This is a genomic window from Streptomyces sp. NPDC005017 (assembly GCF_042873115.1).
Lineage (GTDB): Bacteria > Actinomycetota > Actinomycetes > Streptomycetales > Streptomycetaceae > Streptomyces.
Window position 1 is genome coordinate 1 of record NZ_JBIALD010000010.1, and the last position, 14999, is coordinate 14999.

The window sequence follows — 14999 nt, forward strand, 5'->3', positions numbered from 1 at the left end:
CGGTTACATTCCGAACCCGGAAGCTAAGCCTTACAGCGCCGATGGTACTGCAGGGGGGACCCTGTGGGAGAGTAGGACGCCGCCGAACAATTATTGGAGAAAACCCCCGTACCGTAAACCGGTACGGGGGTTTTCTGCGTTTCGGATACTGTGGCCGACATGAGCTACCAGGTTCGTTCCATACGTGCCGACGAATGGCCGGCGGCCAGGAGGCTTCGGCTCACGTCGTTGCAGGATCCCGTGGCGCATCTCGCCTTTCTGGAGACCTACGAGCAGGCCAGGGCCCGGCCGGACGCCTTCTGGCAGGAGCGGGCCGCCGGTGCGGCCGAGGGTGCGACCGGGGCCCAGCAGATCATCGCCGAGGGGCCGGACGGCGAATGGGTCGGCACGCTGACCGTGCTGATCGAGGAGGCCGGCTCGACGGACTGGGCCGGTTTTCCGGTGGAGCGGAAGCAGGGGCATGTCGTCGGCGTCTTCGTGGAGGCCGCCTGCCGGGGCATCGGGCTCACCGAAGTCCTCTTCTCCGCCGGCCTGGACTGGGCCTGGGCGCAGGGCGCCGAGCGGGTGCGGCTCCTCGTGCACGAGGAGAACACGCGGGCACAGGCCTTCTACCGGAAGACCGGCTTCGTGCCCAGCGGGGTGATCGTGCAGCTGAGCGCGGCCCCCGACGAGAAGGAGCTGGAGTTCGTCATCGAACCCGGCACCGACTGACGGGTCTGACCGCCGTCAGACCGGCATCTCGTCGTGCGGCCAGCGGGAGCGGGCCTGTTCCCGGGAGCGGAGCAGGGCCAGCGTGCGCAGGCCGCGGTCGGCTCCGGTCGTGAGCAGATCCGGGAGCTGGGGGAGCGGGGCCACGGCGGCGATGTCGTCCAGGACCAGGGTCAGTGGTGGGTCGAGGCGACCGGAGGATGACCGTTCGGCCATGCGCCGGCCGCGCTCGACCACGCTTGCGACGAGGGCCGTCAGCAGGGGCATCGCGCCGGGGTTGGTCCGGGGGTCCTCGATGGACTCGCCGACCACATAGAGGCTTCCCCCTTCGGCGATGAAGGAATCCAGTGCCAGGGCGTCGGGTCGATTGGGTGTGCAGGCCTCGCGGATGTTGACCGTGGACAGTGCCGCCAGCGCCCTGCCGATCAACTCCTGTGCCATGTCACGGCGTTCGGGATGGGCCGTGAGGGCCGCCTCCAGCTCGCCGGCCGAGCCGGGCGCGGCCTTCACATGAGTACGCAGGGTGCGTACGGCTTCCTGGATCTGGGTGCCCTGGGACCAGCGGTGGACGTGGCGGACGCTGCCCTTGTCGAGGGCCGCGGCGTGCAGATAGCTGCGCAGCAGGGTTTCGGCCGTGTCGCTGACGGCCTGGTCCAGCCGGGAGGTGGGGCGGACCGGCGTGAGCAACGCCGTCGCTCTCTCCGCGGCGGTCGACTTGGTCTCGCATCCTGCCGTGGGCGACCAGTGGAGCCTGGCCGGGGTGTCGCAGCGGTGGGTGGGGTCGTAGAGGAGGGTGGGGCCCAGCTTGGCCCGTGCGTCCTTGGTGTCCTGCCAGAGCGAGGGGTTCGAGGTGACGACCAGGGTGGGGCCGTCCGCGTCCCGTACCGCCTGGGCGGCCGTCTGGTGGCGGCCTTCGCGGGGGGCCACGAGAATGCGTTCCCAACTGCCCGCCGGGTCCTGGCCGAACAGGGCTGCCGGGGTCGACAGGACTTCCGCCGCGGGCTCCTCGTGGGCGGACGCGAGTGTCGGCGGAGGCTGATCCTCGGTGAGCTGGGGAAGGGGGCTCGCCTCCATGGGCCTGCGGGTGTCCGGCCGGTGTTCCGCTCTCGGCTGCGGGACGTCGTATGGCGGCCGTTTCCCGCGGGGCTGTGCCCGCTCGGCCCTGCGTCTCGCGCGGACCGCCCGCCAGCGGGCGAAGGTGCCCAGGACGAACACCGTGAGGACCACCAGGATCATCACCTGGCCGATGAGCAGGCCCCAGAAGAGGCCGTAGCCGGATAGGGCGGCCGCCGGGGTCTCGGGCCAGGCGCCGGCGATGTCGTGGGGGCTGGTGGCGAGGTGGCGCATGGCCAGGGGCGTACGGGTGAAGGTGACCGTGCCGGGCCAGGTGCCGTGGGTGAACCAGGCGGCGAGGCCGGTCGCCGTCCAGACCAGCACGGTCATCCCGACGAGGAACGCGAGTATGCCGATCAGCAGGCCGTCGGGGATGCCGCCCTGGGCGTCCCGGCGCTGGGTCTCCGGTCTCACGCCGCCGCTCCCTACGCCACCGTCGACTCGGAGTCGCCGAGGTGCTGTTCCATGAAGGCCGCCGCCCGTTCCTCCGCCTCCAGCTCGGCCGCGTGCAGGGCGTCGTCGAGGTCGCGGGAGGACTCGGTCATCGCCCGGTCGGTGAAGACCAGCGGGCGTTCCGTCTCGGTGACCAGGTGTTTGACGACCTGGACGTTGCCGTTGACGTCCCAGACGGCGATACCGGGGGTGAGGGTCGGGATGATCTCCACCGCCCAGCGCGGCAGGCCCAGGACCCGGCCCGTGGCTCTCGCCTCGTCGGCCTTCTGGGCGTAGATCGTCCGGGTCGACGCCATCTTCAGGATCGCCGCGGCCTCCTTGGCCGCGGCGCCGTCCACGACGTCGGAGAGGTGGTGGACGACCGCGACGAAGGACAGGCCGAGCCGCCGACCGAACTTCAGCAGCCGCTGGAACAGCTGGGCCACGAACGGGCTGTTGATGATGTGCCAGGCCTCTTCCACCAGGAAGATGCGCTTCTTGCGGTCGGGGCGGATCCAGGTGTGCTCCAGCCACACGCCGACGATCGCCATCAGGATGGGCATGGCGATGGAGTTGCGGTCGATGTGGGAGAGGTCGAACACGATCAGCGGCGCGTCCAGGTCGATGCCGACCGTGGTCGGGCCGTCGAACATGCCGCGCAGGTCACCGTCGACCAGCCGGTCCAGCACCAGGGCCACGTCCAGGCCCCACGCCCGGACATCGTCTATGTCGACGTTCATCGCCTCGGCCGACTCCGGCTCGGGGTGCCGTAGCTGCTCGACGATGTCGGTCAGGACGGGCTGGCGCTCCACGATCGACTCGTTGACGTAGGCGTGCGCGACCTTGAGGGCGAAGCCGGAGCGCTCGTCCAGGCCGTGGCCCATGGCCACTTCGATGATGGTCCTGAGCAGGGCGAGCTGGCCGGTCGTGGTGATCGCCGGGTCCAGGGGGTTGAGCCGGATGCCGTGGTCGAGCGCCGCGGTCGGGTCCAGCCGGATGGGGGTTATCCCCAGCTCCTGCGCGATGAGGTTCCACTCGCCGACGCCGTCCTCGCCCTGGGCGTCCAGGACGACGACCTGCCGGTCGCGGAAGCGCAGCTGGCGCAGGACGTACGTCTTCTCCAGCGCGGACTTGCCGTTGCCGGACTCGCCGAGTACCAGCCAGTGCGGGGCCGGGAGCTGCTGGCCGTAGAGCTGGAAGGGGTCGTAGATGTAGCCCTTGCCGGAGTAGACCTCCCGCCCGATGATCACGCCAGAGTCGCCCAGCCCGGGCGCGGCCGTCGGCAGGTAGACCGCCTGGGCCTGCCCGGTCGAGGTCCGCACGGGCTGCCGGGTCGACTCGACCTTCCCGAACAGGAAGGAGGTGAAGGCGTCGGTGAGGACGGACAGCGGATCCCGCATCAGGTCCTACCTCCGGATGCCGGTGGCGAAAGGAAGAGTGTTCACGAAGGCGCGGTGGTGCTCGCGGTCGCACCACTCCAGCTTCAGGTACGACTTTCCGGCCGACGCCCTTATCGTGCGCTTGTCGCGAGCCAGGGCCTCGGGACTGCGCGAGGAGACGGTGATGTAGCCGACCAGGTTCACTCCGGCGGCGCCGCTGGCGAGGTCTTCGCCGCGCTGGTCGAGGCGGGAGTGGGCGGCCACGTCGCGCGGGTCGACGGTGCGGTTCATCTTGGCGGCGCGGGACGCCTCGGCCTCGTCGTTGGTCTTCTCGGTGAGCATGCGCTCGATGGCGATCTCGGTGGGCTCGAGGTCCATCGTGACGGCGACCGTGCGGATCACGTCCGGGGTGTGGACGAGCAGCGGGGCGAGGAAGTTGACGCCGACGGGCGTCATCGGCCACTCCTTGACCCAGGCCGTGGCGTGGCACCAGGGGGCGCGGGTGCTGGACTCGCGGGTCTTGGCCTGGAGGTACGTCGGCTCCACCGCGTCCAGTTCGGCCGGCCAGGCGTTGCGCTTGGTCATCGCCTGGATGTGGTCGATGGGGTGGTCCGGGTCGTACATGGAGTGGATCAGCGAGGCGAGCCGGCCCTGGCCGAGCGGCTGGCGTACCCGGATGTCCGCCTCCTGGAGGCGGGAGCAGATGTCGGTGAGCTCCCGGGCCATGACGACCGCGAGGCCCGCGTCCCGGTCCACCTTGCCGCCGCCGTGCGGGCGGGCGGCGCGGGCCATGGCGTTGGCCTCGGCGGCCAGCTCGCGTGTGAAGTGCATGCAGGCGACGAGGTAGGCGCGGTGCTGCTCGCTGCTGGTGGACACCATCGACTGGAGCTGGTCGTACGACTGCTGCAGCCAGGGCAGGGCCTTGTCGTCGCCGCGTACGGCGACGTCCTTGGCGTGCGCGTCGGGGTCGGCCGGGAGGGTGCGGGCGAGCATCTGGAGGCGGGTGACGAAGCCGTCGCCGTTGGCCACGTGCTTGAGCAGCGTGCCGAAGCGGTCGACCAGGGCCTCCTGGTCCTCGCTGTCGCGCAGGCCGACGCCGGGGCCCTCGATCTCGATGGCCGCGGTCACCGTACGCCGGTCGGCGTGCAGCAGGACGGCGATCTCGTCGGGGCCGAACGGGGCGGCCAGCCAGGTGATCCGGCCGATGCCGGGCGGCGGCCCGATCTCGATCTCGCGCCCGTCCAGCCGGGTGCCGGCCTCCATCACGGACGAGCGGTAGACGGTGCCCTTGCGCAGGGTGCGCTTGTAGCTGCGGTTGATCTCGAACCACCGGTAGAACGTGCGCTGTTTGTACGGCACGTAGACCGCGGCCAGGGCGAGCAGCGGAAAGCCCATGAGCAGCACGATCCGCAGGGACAGCACCGGGACGAGAAGTCCGCACATCATGCCGAGGAACGCGCCGCCGATGATGAGCGCGATCTCGCCGGACTCTCGGTTCCGGCCGACGATCGCGTTCGGCCGGGCGCGGCCGATCAGATATGTACGGCGGGGCGTGACCGGATGGGACAGATGGGACTCGGTCGTCAACGCCCTTCACCTCCCGTGCGGTTGGTACTGCTGTTGCGGGTGTTGCTGGCGTGGGGCGTGTTCACCGGGCTGCCCGAGCGGGGTGAGGGTGCGGCGGAGGGGACAGATCCGCCGCCACCGTTCGAGGTGCGCGAGCTGTGTGCGGCGACACCGCCGGCGGCCGTGTTGGCCGGGCGGGACGTGTGGGAGGACCCGCCCTGGCCGCCGTTGCTGTCGGCGCGGGTGCTGTGGGTCTTGATGCCCTGGGCGACGAGGGTCGCGGGCGAGCTGATGACGGCCGCGGCCTTGCCCTCGGCGCCCTGCATGATGCGGTTGTTGCGGGAGCTCGCGATCTCGTCGCCGAAGCCGGGGACGAAGCGGTAGATCATCGCGGACGCGAAGATGGCTAGCAGGATGATCGCGAGGCCGGAGACGACCGCGGAGAAGGCGTCGGGGCCGTCCTCGGCGGACAGGGCTCCGGCGAGGCCGAGGACGATGACGATCACCGGCTTGACCAGGATGACCGCGATCATGATGCCCGCCCAGCGGCGGACGTGGCCCCACAGGTTCTTGTCGACGAGGCCGGCGTAGACGACGGTGCCGAGCAGGGCGCCGACGTAGAGCAGGGCGGCCCTGATGACGAGCTCCAGCCAGAGCACGCCCGCGGCGAGGATGCTGACCAGCGAGACCACGATCAGCATGATCGGGCCGCCGCCGATGTCCTCGCCCTTCTTCAGGGCGCCGGAGAAGTTGCCGAAGAACACGTTCGTCTGATCGCCGGTGGTGTTGGCGAGGACCTCGCTGACGCCGTCCGTGGCGGAGACGACGGTGTAGAGGATCAGCGGGGTGAACGCGGAGGCGAGCACGGTGAGCCAGAGGAACCCGATCGCCTCCGAGACCGCCGTGGTGAGCGGCACGCCCCGGACGGCCCTCTTCGCCACGGCCAGCAGCCACAGCAGCAGGGTGAGGATCGTCGACGCCGCGAACACGACGGCGTACTGCTGGAGGAACTTCGCGTTCGTGAAGTCCACGGTCGCCGTGTCGTTCACGGCCCCGCTGAGCTTGTCGATCGTCCAGGACGCGGCGTCGGCACAGCCGCGGGCGAGGGACGAGAGGGGGTCGAGGGTGGAGGTGGGGTCTACGGAGGGGGAGTTTCCGTCGCTGCCGCCTTCGTTTCGTTCGCAGTACCTCTTGGCAGGCCCGACGATGAGGTCACAGCGGTCCTCGGAGGGCGAGGGCGACGGTGTGGGGGCTGCGGAGGCACGGGTGGCCAGCAGCACGAGCGCGGTCTGTACGACAGTGACGGCGGCGGTGGCCTTGAGCGCGCGGCGCGTGTTACCGGGCATAGCTGAAGCCTCCGTACTCCTCGACGGCCTTTGCCATTTCGTCGGCGCTGGACGCCTTGTCGTCACCCGGGACGGGTGCCGGACCGTCCTTCTGCGCGAAGCTGTCGACCTTCCAGTCGCCATCCGCCCAGCGGAGCCGGAGAGTCATGGTGAACCAGTCGCTGGTGACCGGGTTGGTCGAGGTCTCACCGGCAGTCCCGAACACTCCGGTGCACCACACCTCGACGGCTGCTGCGGTGTCCGAGTAGCTGGTGGCCTTGGTGCCGATCGGCATGGTGCGCGAGACGTACGTCTGGCCGTCCTTGGAGGTGCCGTTCTTGTCCAGGCCGATGTTGTTCAGAAAGTCCTCGGTGTACGCCTGGTCGAGCTGCTGCTCCAGAGCGGCCTGCTTGTCGGCGACGAAGACCTGCCGGACGATCTCCGAACGCCGAGCGGGCTTGAGGATGTCGGCCGAGACCAGCGCCACCGCGTAGTTGGCCGCCGCGCTCTCCGCCCCCTGCTGGTCGTGGGCGAACCCCGAAGGGACCCCCCCGCTGCCCGACTCCACCGGCTTCGTCCCCGTGGCCGCCGTCTCCGACGCCTCCGGGCCCTTCCCGCCTCCGCCCCCGCTCCCCCCGTCGGATGACGAATCGTCTCCTCCCCTGTTCGCGAAGGCGATCGCGGCGATGAGGAGGACGACGACGGCGACGACGGTGACGAGGCTGCGGGAGGAGGAGGCGCGGCGGCGTGGGCCCCCGGAGTAGGAGGTGTCCTCGGGCAGGCGGGTGCGCGTGCCCGGGTAGCCGCCGGTGTCGTGTTCGTCTCCCAGGCTCATGCGGCGTACGCCCCCTCGACGTCGTACGGGTGCACCTCGTACCGGAACACGTAGGAGTACGACGGTAGCCGCGCTGGTTCCCGCGTGGGCGTGGTGTGGTGACTCGACATCAGGGAGAGCAACCTCAGTCGGTGGGCACGACGGACGGGTGGGTGGGGAGTGCGGGCCGGGTGTGCCCGGGGACGAGGTGCTAGACCGCCATGCCGTAGACGATCGTGAACAGCGTGCCGAGCGAACCGATGATGAAGACGCCCGTGAGGCCGGCGATGATCAGGCCCTTGCCCTGTTCCGCGCTGAAGGTGTCGCGCAGGGCGGTGGCGCCGATACGTTGCTTCGCCGCGCCCCAGATGGCGATGCCGAGGCAGAGCAGGATGGCCACCGCCATCACCACCTCGATCATGATCTTCGCCTCGTTGCCCAGGCTGCCGAAGGGGCCCCAGTCCGGAGCGATCCCGCCGATGATGGTGTTGATGTCTCCCTTGTCGGCCGCAAAGAGCATGTAAGTCACCGCCCCTGGTGGGTAGTTCCGCTATCCCCTGCGGTGCGCAGAGGTCAGGCCCATTCTCGCCGACAAATGCGCTGTCGGATGTCGACTTGGCGTCATTGGTTGGCGGTTTTCGTGCGAAAGCTTGGTCACTCTGTGTATCACGGCAGGTCACGCCGGGCAATGAGGCCTGAACGGAACCTGTCGACGGTTCCGTCGTTGTCCCCTTTTACCGTTGTCGCCGGCCGATCGCCGTGTCCTGTGCGGCGTCCCGCTTGTGACGGTCCGTCGGAGTGAAGGCTATCCCCGGCGGGGTGCGAGGCCGTGCAGCAGGTGGTGGACGAGCTCGTCGAGGGAGCCGAGGGCGTCCTCGGCCGGGAGGTGCCCGGTCGTGGTGAAGGCGGCCACGCCGTGCAGGGCGGCGCCCGCCAGGAGGGTGATGTGCTCGGGGTCGCCCGCGACGATCTCGCCGCGCTCCTGGGCGTCGGCGAACACCTGGAACAGCGGTGTCATCGCGCTCGCCACGGCCGCCGCCAGCTGCTCGGAGATGTCCGGGTCGTGCTTGCGGGCGTACATCAGCTCCAGCAGGGCCGCGTTGTCGACGGCGAACCGCAGGTAGGCGCGGGCCAGGGCGACCAGGCGGGTCTCCAGCGGCAGGGCCGGGTCGTCGGCGCGGTCGATGGCGGCCGCCATGCGCTCGAAGCCGGTGAGGGCGAGGGCGTCGAGCAGGGCCTGCTTGTCCTTGAAGTGGCGGCCCGGGGCGGCGTGGCTGACGCCGGTGGCGCGGGCGAGCTCGCGCAGCGAGAGCGCGCCGGCTCCCTTCTCCCGCAGGGTGTCCTCGGCGCTCGCGAGCAGGGCGGCGCGGAGGTCTCCGTGGTGGTAGGGCCGGCTCTCGGGCATGGTCAGCATCGTAGCTCTATGTAGTCAGTGGCAGCATCGGAGCCGCCCGATCCGGTGTTGTCATTGACAGCATTGTTGTCGCTGCCTACATTTGCGGCATGCCCTCATCGCGTACGCCGGCGTCCCGGCCGGCCAAGTGGAACGTCTCCCAGCTCCCGGACCTGTCCGGCCGTACGGCCGTCGTCACGGGCGCGAACAGCGGCATCGGCCGCACCGCCGCACAGGCGCTGGCGCGCGCGGGCGCGCACGTCGTACTCGCCGTGCGCGACCCCGAGCGCGGCCGGAAGGCGGCCGTGGAGATCGGCGGCAGCACCGAGGTCCGCCGCCTCGACCTCGCCGCCCTGGACTCCGTGCACGCCTTCGCCGAGGACTGGCGGGACCGCCCGCTGGATCTGCTGATCAACAACGCGGGCGTGATGATGCTGCCGGAGCAGCGGACCGCGGACGGCTTCGAGATGCAGTTCGGCACGAACCATCTCGGCCACTTCGCGCTGACGAACCTGCTGCTGCCGTACGTCACCGACCGCGTGGTGACCGTCGCCTCCCTCGCCCACCGGTGGGGCGGCGCCCGCATCCGCTTCGAGGACCTCAACTGGGCCTCCGGCTACAACCCGCAGGCCGCCTACGCGCAGTCCAAGCTGGCCAACCTGCTGTTCACGCTGGAGCTCCAGCGGCGGCTGGCCGAGGCCGGCTCCCCGGTCCGCGCGCTCGCCGCGCACCCCGGCTGGTCCGCCACCAACCTCCAGAGCCACGCGGGCAACCCCGTGGCCCGGGTCGTCATGCAGCTCGGCAACGCACTGCTCGCCCAGTCCGACACCGCCGGGGCCCTGCCCACGCTCTACGCCGCCACGCGGGACCTGCCCGGCGCCTGCTACGTCGGCCCCGACGGCTCCGGCGAGTGGCGCGGCACGCCCACCCTGGTCAGCCGCTCCCGTGCGGCGAGCGACCCGGACGCGGCCCGCCGGCTCTGGTCGGCCTCCGAGGAACTGACGGGCGTCCGCTTCCCGACGGGCGTCGGCGCCTCCTGACCACCGGCCCCGCACGCGCGCGTGACGTATCCCTCCTGGCCCCCTCCCCAATAGGCCGAAATAATGGCCGACTCGGTGGCCACGCCGCCGAAGTCGTCATGAACAGGCCCGAGATGGGGGAGGGTTGAGCCGTGCGCAAAGTGTGGGTGATCGGCGGCGTCGCGCTCGGCATGGGCCTGAGCTTCGTGATGCTGCTCGTGATCGGGGTGTACATCGTCGCCGGGAACGTGCTGAACGGCGTCGGGGGCGGCGGCCGTGCCCTGGCCAAGGGGTCGGTGCCGGCCGCGTACCAGGGGCTGGTGCAGCGCTGGGGCAACCTCTGCCCCGCCATCAGCCCCTCGCTGCTCGCCGCCCAGCTCTACCAGGAGAGCGGCTTCAATCCCGACGCCCGCAGCCCCGCCGCCGCGCAGGGCATCGCCCAGTTCATCCCCGGCACCTGGGCCACCCACGGCCTCGACGGCGACGGCGACGGCGACCGGGACGTCTGGGACCCCCAGGACGCGATCCCGTCGGCGGCCTCGTACGACTGCTCGCTCGCCAAGTACGTCAAGGACGTGCCCGGCGACGCCACCCGCAACATGCTCGCCGCGTACAACGCGGGGGCCTACGCGGTCATCAAGTACGGCGGGGTGCCGCCGTACAAGGAGACGCAGAACTACGTGAAGAGCATCACCACGCTCCAGGCCAGTTTCGCCGCCCCCGCCAGCCGGGTCGATCCCTCCGAGCAGGCCGCCGGGGCCATCCACTACGCGCAGAAGAAGCTCGGCACCCTCTATCTGTGGGGCGGGAACGGAACGGCCGAGCAGGGTGGCCGGTTCGACTGCTCCGGGCTGACGAAGGCGGCCTACGAGAGTGTCGGGATCACGCTGCCTCGCGTGGCGAACGACCAGTACAACGCGGGGCCGCATCCGCGCCGGGACGAACTGCTGCCCGGTGACCTGGTGTTCTTCTCGGACGATCTCTCGAACTCGAGGGCCATCCGGCATGTGGGCATCTACGTCGGTGGCGGGTACATGATCGACGCGCCGCGGCCTGGCGCCGTGATCCGGTTCGACCCGGTCGACACCCCTGACTACTTCGGTGCCACCCGGGTCACCGAGGATGGCGCAAAAGCGCTGCCCACAGGTGTCTGAAGCGGACGGGACGGAGCGTGAACCCATCCCCTGAGCTGCGGCGATGGGTCTCTCTTCGATAACGTCTGAGTGATCATTCAGTGGAGTGTGGAACGAACCTGAAGGGGCCGTGCGTTCCTGTTCACGGATCCGTTCGACGGAAACGCTCGACGGGTCCGTACACACCACGGGGGTGGCAGAGCTCGGCACGCGCGTGTGCGCGAGCGGAAGGACGACGAAGGGGCCGCGGCACCATGGCTGGACTCGCGCAATCCGGGTCGAACCCCGACGTCGAGCTGCTCTACGACATCAACGGCCTGGCCAAGGACGCCCCGCACTGGTTCGACCGGGTCGTCGAGTACGTCGGCGAGTACGGACTGCTGCTCGCCATGGTGCTGCTCGTGCTGTGGTGCTGGTGGACCGTGCGTCGGCGCGCCACCGCCGACGAGGCCCCCGTCTCCGTGGCCGCGCTGGTCTGGGCGCCGCTCGCGGCCGGCATCGCGGTTCTGGTGAACGTGCCGATAAGAGGCTTCGTGGAGCGGCCCCGGCCGTTCCTCGACCACCAGGGGCTGGACGTCCTGGTGTCCGGCAAGACCGACTACTCCTTCGTCAGCGACCACGCCACCATCACCATGGCCATGGCCGTCGGTCTGTTCGTGGCCAACCGCCGCTTCGGCCTCGTCGGGATAGGACTCGCCCTCCTCGAGGGCTTCTGCCGTGTCTACATGGGTGTGCACTACCCGACCGACGTCATCGGCGGCTTCGCGCTCGGTACGGCCGTGGCCCTGCTGCTCTCCCCGCTCGCCATGGCGCTGCTCACCCCGCTGACCCGTGCGGTCGGGAACTCGCCGCGTGCGGGGAGGCTGATCCGGCGGCGTACGTCCCCTTCCGCCGGCGGTGACCCGATGGTCCCCGGTGCCCGCGCCGAGTCCACCGCCGGCACGGAGAGGGGCCTCGCGGCCTGAGACCTGCCGCGGACGTCTACAGCGCCTGGGGGAAGGTGAACATCCGCTCCGGGTCGTACTGCTTCTTCAGCTGTGTGAGTTTCGGAGCCGCGTCGCCGTAGTAGGCCCTGCGCCAGTTCGTCAGGGTCGGGTCGGTGTAGTTCTGGTAGGCGGCGCCGGACGCGTAGGGGCGCATCGCGTCATGGGCGGCGGTGAGCCAGGACTGGGCCGTGGTGCCGGAGGTGCCCGCGCGCCAGGCGCCGATGTACTGGGCCAGCATCCGCGAGCGGCGGTGCACGAACGCGGTCGCCGTGGGGGAGACCCGGTTGACCGCCCCGCCCAGCGCGGTCAGCGCGATGCTGCCGGAGCCGCCGCGCACGGCCGCGATCTGGGCCATCAGGGTGCGGATGCCGTTCGAGGACAGGGAGCGGTCGAAGAAGTCGGAGCGTGCCGCGTACGTCTCGCGGCCGAGCGCGCCCTGCGGGGAACGGCCCGGCGTGCTGCCCGGCAGATGGCACTGGGCGTCGGTGGCGAAGGACGAGCAGCCCGCGTACACCTCCATGGCCTCCTCGTAGGAGCGCCGGCGCAGCGAGACGTTCGTCGCCGAGGCGCCGATGCGGTCGGCCAGGCGGTCCACCGCGTTCTGGAGTTCGCGGTAGGTGCCGAGGGAGAACGCGGCGACGGAGACGGTCGGGGTGCCCCCGGCCGCGTTCGCCAGATGCAGGGAGGACCAGATCTCGTCGGGCTGACCCGGCCCCCACTCCTGCCAGGCCCGTATCACCGCGGCCGCCTTCGACCACGGCCAGTTCATATAGGCGGACACGGCCTGCGGGGCGGCGTGGGTGCGGAAGCGCAGCTCGGTGACGACGCCGAAGTTGCCGTTGCCCGCGCCGCGCAGCGCCCAGAAGAGGTCCTTGTTCTGCCGCGCGTTCGCGACGAGCTGCCGGCCGTCGGCGGTGATCAGGGTGGCCTGGGTGAGGCTGTCGCAGGTCAGGCCGTAGGCGCGGGAGACCACGCCGTGGCCGCCGCCGAGGACGAGGCCGGAGACGCCGACCGTGGGGCAGGAGCCCGCCGGGATGGTCACGCCCTTCGCGGCCAGCGCCCGGTAGACGTCGATCAGCTTGGCGCCCGCGCCGATCACGGCCTCGCCGCCGCTCGAGCGGACCCGGTTCAGCTTGGAGACGTCGACGATCAGCCGGCCGTTGCCCGAGGACCAGCCCGCGTAGGAGTGCCCGCCGTTGCGGATGGCCACCTTCACGGAGTGGGCCTTCGCGTAGGCCAGGACCGTGCGGATGTCGGCGGAGTGGGCGACGTAGGCGACCGCGGAGGGTTTGAGGGAGTCGAAGCGGGTGTTGTAGAGCTGCCGGGCCGCCGCCCAGGCCCGTTCGCCCGGCCGGACCAGCGGGCCGTCGAGGTCGAGGGCGAGCGCGCCGAGGCCCGCCGCGGCCGTCATCGTCGTCTTGGAGGAAGTCGAGGAAGACGAAGAGGACGCGGGGGAAAGTCTGGGGGCCGCGGACGTGCGCCTGGAGGGCTCCGCCCCGGTGCACCCGGCGGTGGCGGCCGCGGCGAGTGCGGCCGCGACGCCGCCGATCAACGTCCGTCGCTCCATGTCCGTCTCCCCTTAACGCCGCTTCTGTGGAACGAGACGGCTTCGCGGGCCACCGGGTTCCCCCGCTGACTGAGGTTCAGGCACAGCCGCTCCCTCTTGCCTTGGGGCGTGGTGTAGCGTCGGCATTCAGTGTCCGTTTTGCCCCAATAAGTAGGTCCGGCGGCCCGGGAGGGCGGGCTCGCGCCGGAACCTCTGCGTGTTCTCCCCGTAAGCATTCCGTGACCTAACCGCACCGACCACAGGGGTTCACCCGCCGTTAACTTCCGGCCATAGGCGGCTTCACCTCTTCTGCCTAATTTCGGCCTTACCCGGTGACGAGCGCGCCTCGATCGCACTCCCGCCGGCCAGACCTCGCACGCCGCCGAATCAGGACGGCGGCTCCTGGAAGGAAATTCCGAAAGTGAAGCTTCAGCGCATGAACCGGCGGGCCCTCACCCTCGGTGCTCTCGCCGTCTCCAGCGCCCTGGCCCTCACGGCGTGCGGTTCCGACGACACGGGCTCGAAGACCAACGAGAGCGGCGCTGCCACCAGTGCTGCCGCCGCCGGTGACATCAAGTGTGACGACGCCAAGGGTCAGCTCCTGGCCGACGGCTCGTCCGCCCAGAAGAACGCCATCGACGCCTGGGTCAAGGCCTTCACGCAGGCCTGCGACGGCGTGCAGATCAACTACAAGGGCGGCGGCTCCGGCGCCGGTGTCACCGCGTTCACCCAGGGGCAGGTCGCCTTCGCCGGTTCCGACTCGGCGCTGAAGCCGGAAGAGGTCACGGCCTCCAAGGAGATCTGCACGGGCGGTCAGGGCATCGACCTGCCGATGGTCGGCGGCCCGATCGCTGTCGCGTTCAACGTCCCGGGTGTCGACAACCTCGTCCTGGACGCCCCGACCCTCGCGAAGATCTTCGACAGCAAGATCACCAACTGGAACGACAAGGCCATCGCGGCGCTCAACCCCGACGCCAAGCTGCCCGACCTGAAGATCCAGGCGTTCCACCGCTCGGACGAGTCCGGCACCACGGACAACTTCACCAAGTACCTGATCGCGACCACCCCGGAGAACTGGAAGTACGAGGGTGGCAAGGCCTGGCAGGCCAAGGGCGGCCAGGCGGCCTCCGGCTCCTCCGGTGTGGCCCAGCAGGTGAAGCAGACCTCCGGCGCCATCGGCTACATGGAGCTCTCCTACGCCAAGGACGCGGGCGTCGTCGCCATCGACACCGGTGCCTCCGCGCCGGTCCAGGCCTCCAGCGAGGGTGCCACCAAGGCCATCGCGGACGCCGAGGTCGTCGGTACGGGCAAGGACCTCGCGCTCAAGATCAACTACGCCACCAAGGCCGACGGTGCCTACCCGATCACCCTGGTCACGTACGAGATCGTCTGCGACAAGGGCAACAAGGCCGACACCCTGCCCGCCACCAAGGCGTTCCTCCGCTACATCGCGAGCGAGGACGGCCAGGCCGTCCTCTCCGGCATCGACTACGCGCCGATCCCGGCCGACATCATCGCGAAGGTCCGCACGACCGTCGACGAGCTGAGCTGACCCCGGTGCGGTCCGGTCCCCACCCGGGACCGG

The 14999-nt window shown here is 70.4% G+C and carries 13 protein-coding genes and 1 rRNA gene; 6 read left to right on the top strand and 8 right to left on the bottom strand.

Annotated features, from left to right (window positions below; all coding sequences use genetic code 11):
- A 5S ribosomal RNA gene (gene rrf / locus ACFYR0_RS16870) occupies positions 1-88 on the top strand; the annotation flags it as partial.
- Positions 89-159: 71 nt separating this feature from the next.
- Complete coding sequence (locus ACFYR0_RS16875) at positions 160-711, top strand: GNAT family N-acetyltransferase (RefSeq protein ID WP_389327768.1); 552 nt, start codon at positions 160-162, stop codon at positions 709-711.
- A gap of 15 nt (positions 712-726) precedes the next feature.
- On the opposite strand, the gene ACFYR0_RS16880 is transcribed toward ACFYR0_RS16875, so the two are convergent.
- The 7 genes from ACFYR0_RS16880 to ACFYR0_RS16910 all read right to left on the bottom strand — a co-directional run bounded on the left by ACFYR0_RS16880 (position 727) and on the right by ACFYR0_RS16910 (position 8751).
- Positions 727-2235 (bottom strand): TraM recognition domain-containing protein, encoded by a 1509-nt coding sequence (locus tag ACFYR0_RS16880; protein ID WP_389327771.1) that lies wholly within the window; start codon positions 2233-2235, stop codon positions 727-729.
- Positions 2236-2246: 11 nt separating this feature from the next.
- Entirely contained in the window at positions 2247-3653 is a 1407-nt protein-coding gene (locus ACFYR0_RS16885) for an ATP-binding protein (RefSeq protein WP_389327774.1), read from the bottom strand.
- A 6-nt stretch (positions 3654-3659) separates the two neighbouring features.
- Positions 3660-5219: an SCO6880 family protein gene (locus tag ACFYR0_RS16890; RefSeq protein WP_389327777.1), complete on the bottom strand. Its 1560-nt coding sequence runs from the start codon at positions 5217-5219 to the stop codon at positions 3660-3662.
- Entirely contained in the window at positions 5216-6544 is a 1329-nt protein-coding gene (locus ACFYR0_RS16895; protein ID WP_389327780.1) for a hypothetical protein, read from the bottom strand. Before ACFYR0_RS16895 ends, ACFYR0_RS16890 begins: the two co-directional genes overlap by 4 nt.
- Positions 6534-7358 carry a hypothetical protein gene (locus ACFYR0_RS16900; protein ID WP_389327783.1) on the bottom strand — a complete coding sequence of 275 codons (825 nt, stop codon included), beginning with the start codon at positions 7356-7358 and terminating at the stop codon, positions 6534-6536. The genes ACFYR0_RS16895 and ACFYR0_RS16900 overlap by 11 nt, the downstream gene beginning before the upstream one ends.
- Positions 7359-7548: 190 nt before the next feature.
- A complete protein-coding gene (locus tag ACFYR0_RS16905; protein WP_356688907.1) occupies positions 7549-7857 on the bottom strand; it encodes a hypothetical protein in 309 nt (102 codons plus the stop codon).
- Positions 7858-8142: 285 nt separating this feature from the next.
- Positions 8143-8751 carry a TetR/AcrR family transcriptional regulator gene (locus tag ACFYR0_RS16910; RefSeq protein WP_389327786.1) on the bottom strand — a complete coding sequence of 203 codons (609 nt, stop codon included), beginning with the start codon at positions 8749-8751 and terminating at the stop codon, positions 8143-8145.
- A gap of 89 nt (positions 8752-8840) precedes the next feature.
- Here ACFYR0_RS16910 and ACFYR0_RS16915 point away from each other — a divergent pair, with 89 nt between their 5' ends.
- From ACFYR0_RS16915 to ACFYR0_RS16925, 3 genes are all read left to right on the top strand, one after another.
- On the top strand, positions 8841-9770 hold the full coding sequence (locus ACFYR0_RS16915; RefSeq protein ID WP_389327789.1) for an oxidoreductase: 930 nt from the start codon (positions 8841-8843) through the stop codon (positions 9768-9770).
- A 170-nt stretch (positions 9771-9940) separates the two neighbouring features.
- Positions 9941-10903 carry an NlpC/P60 family protein gene (locus ACFYR0_RS16920; RefSeq protein WP_386387147.1) on the top strand — a complete coding sequence of 321 codons (963 nt, stop codon included), beginning with the start codon at positions 9941-9943 and terminating at the stop codon, positions 10901-10903.
- A gap of 233 nt (positions 10904-11136) precedes the next feature.
- Positions 11137-11847: a phosphatase PAP2 family protein gene (locus ACFYR0_RS16925; RefSeq protein WP_389327792.1), complete on the top strand. Its 711-nt coding sequence runs from the start codon at positions 11137-11139 to the stop codon at positions 11845-11847.
- A 16-nt stretch (positions 11848-11863) separates the two neighbouring features.
- On the opposite strand, the gene ACFYR0_RS16930 is transcribed toward ACFYR0_RS16925, so the two are convergent.
- Entirely contained in the window at positions 11864-13435 is a 1572-nt protein-coding gene (locus ACFYR0_RS16930) for an FAD-binding oxidoreductase (RefSeq protein ID WP_389327795.1), read from the bottom strand.
- Positions 13436-13835: 400 nt separating this feature from the next.
- On the opposite strand from ACFYR0_RS16930, the gene pstS reads away from it, so the two are divergent.
- Complete coding sequence (gene pstS, locus ACFYR0_RS16935) at positions 13836-14966, top strand: phosphate ABC transporter substrate-binding protein PstS (RefSeq protein ID WP_389327798.1); 1131 nt, start codon at positions 13836-13838, stop codon at positions 14964-14966.
- Positions 14967-14999: the final 33 nt, after the last annotated feature.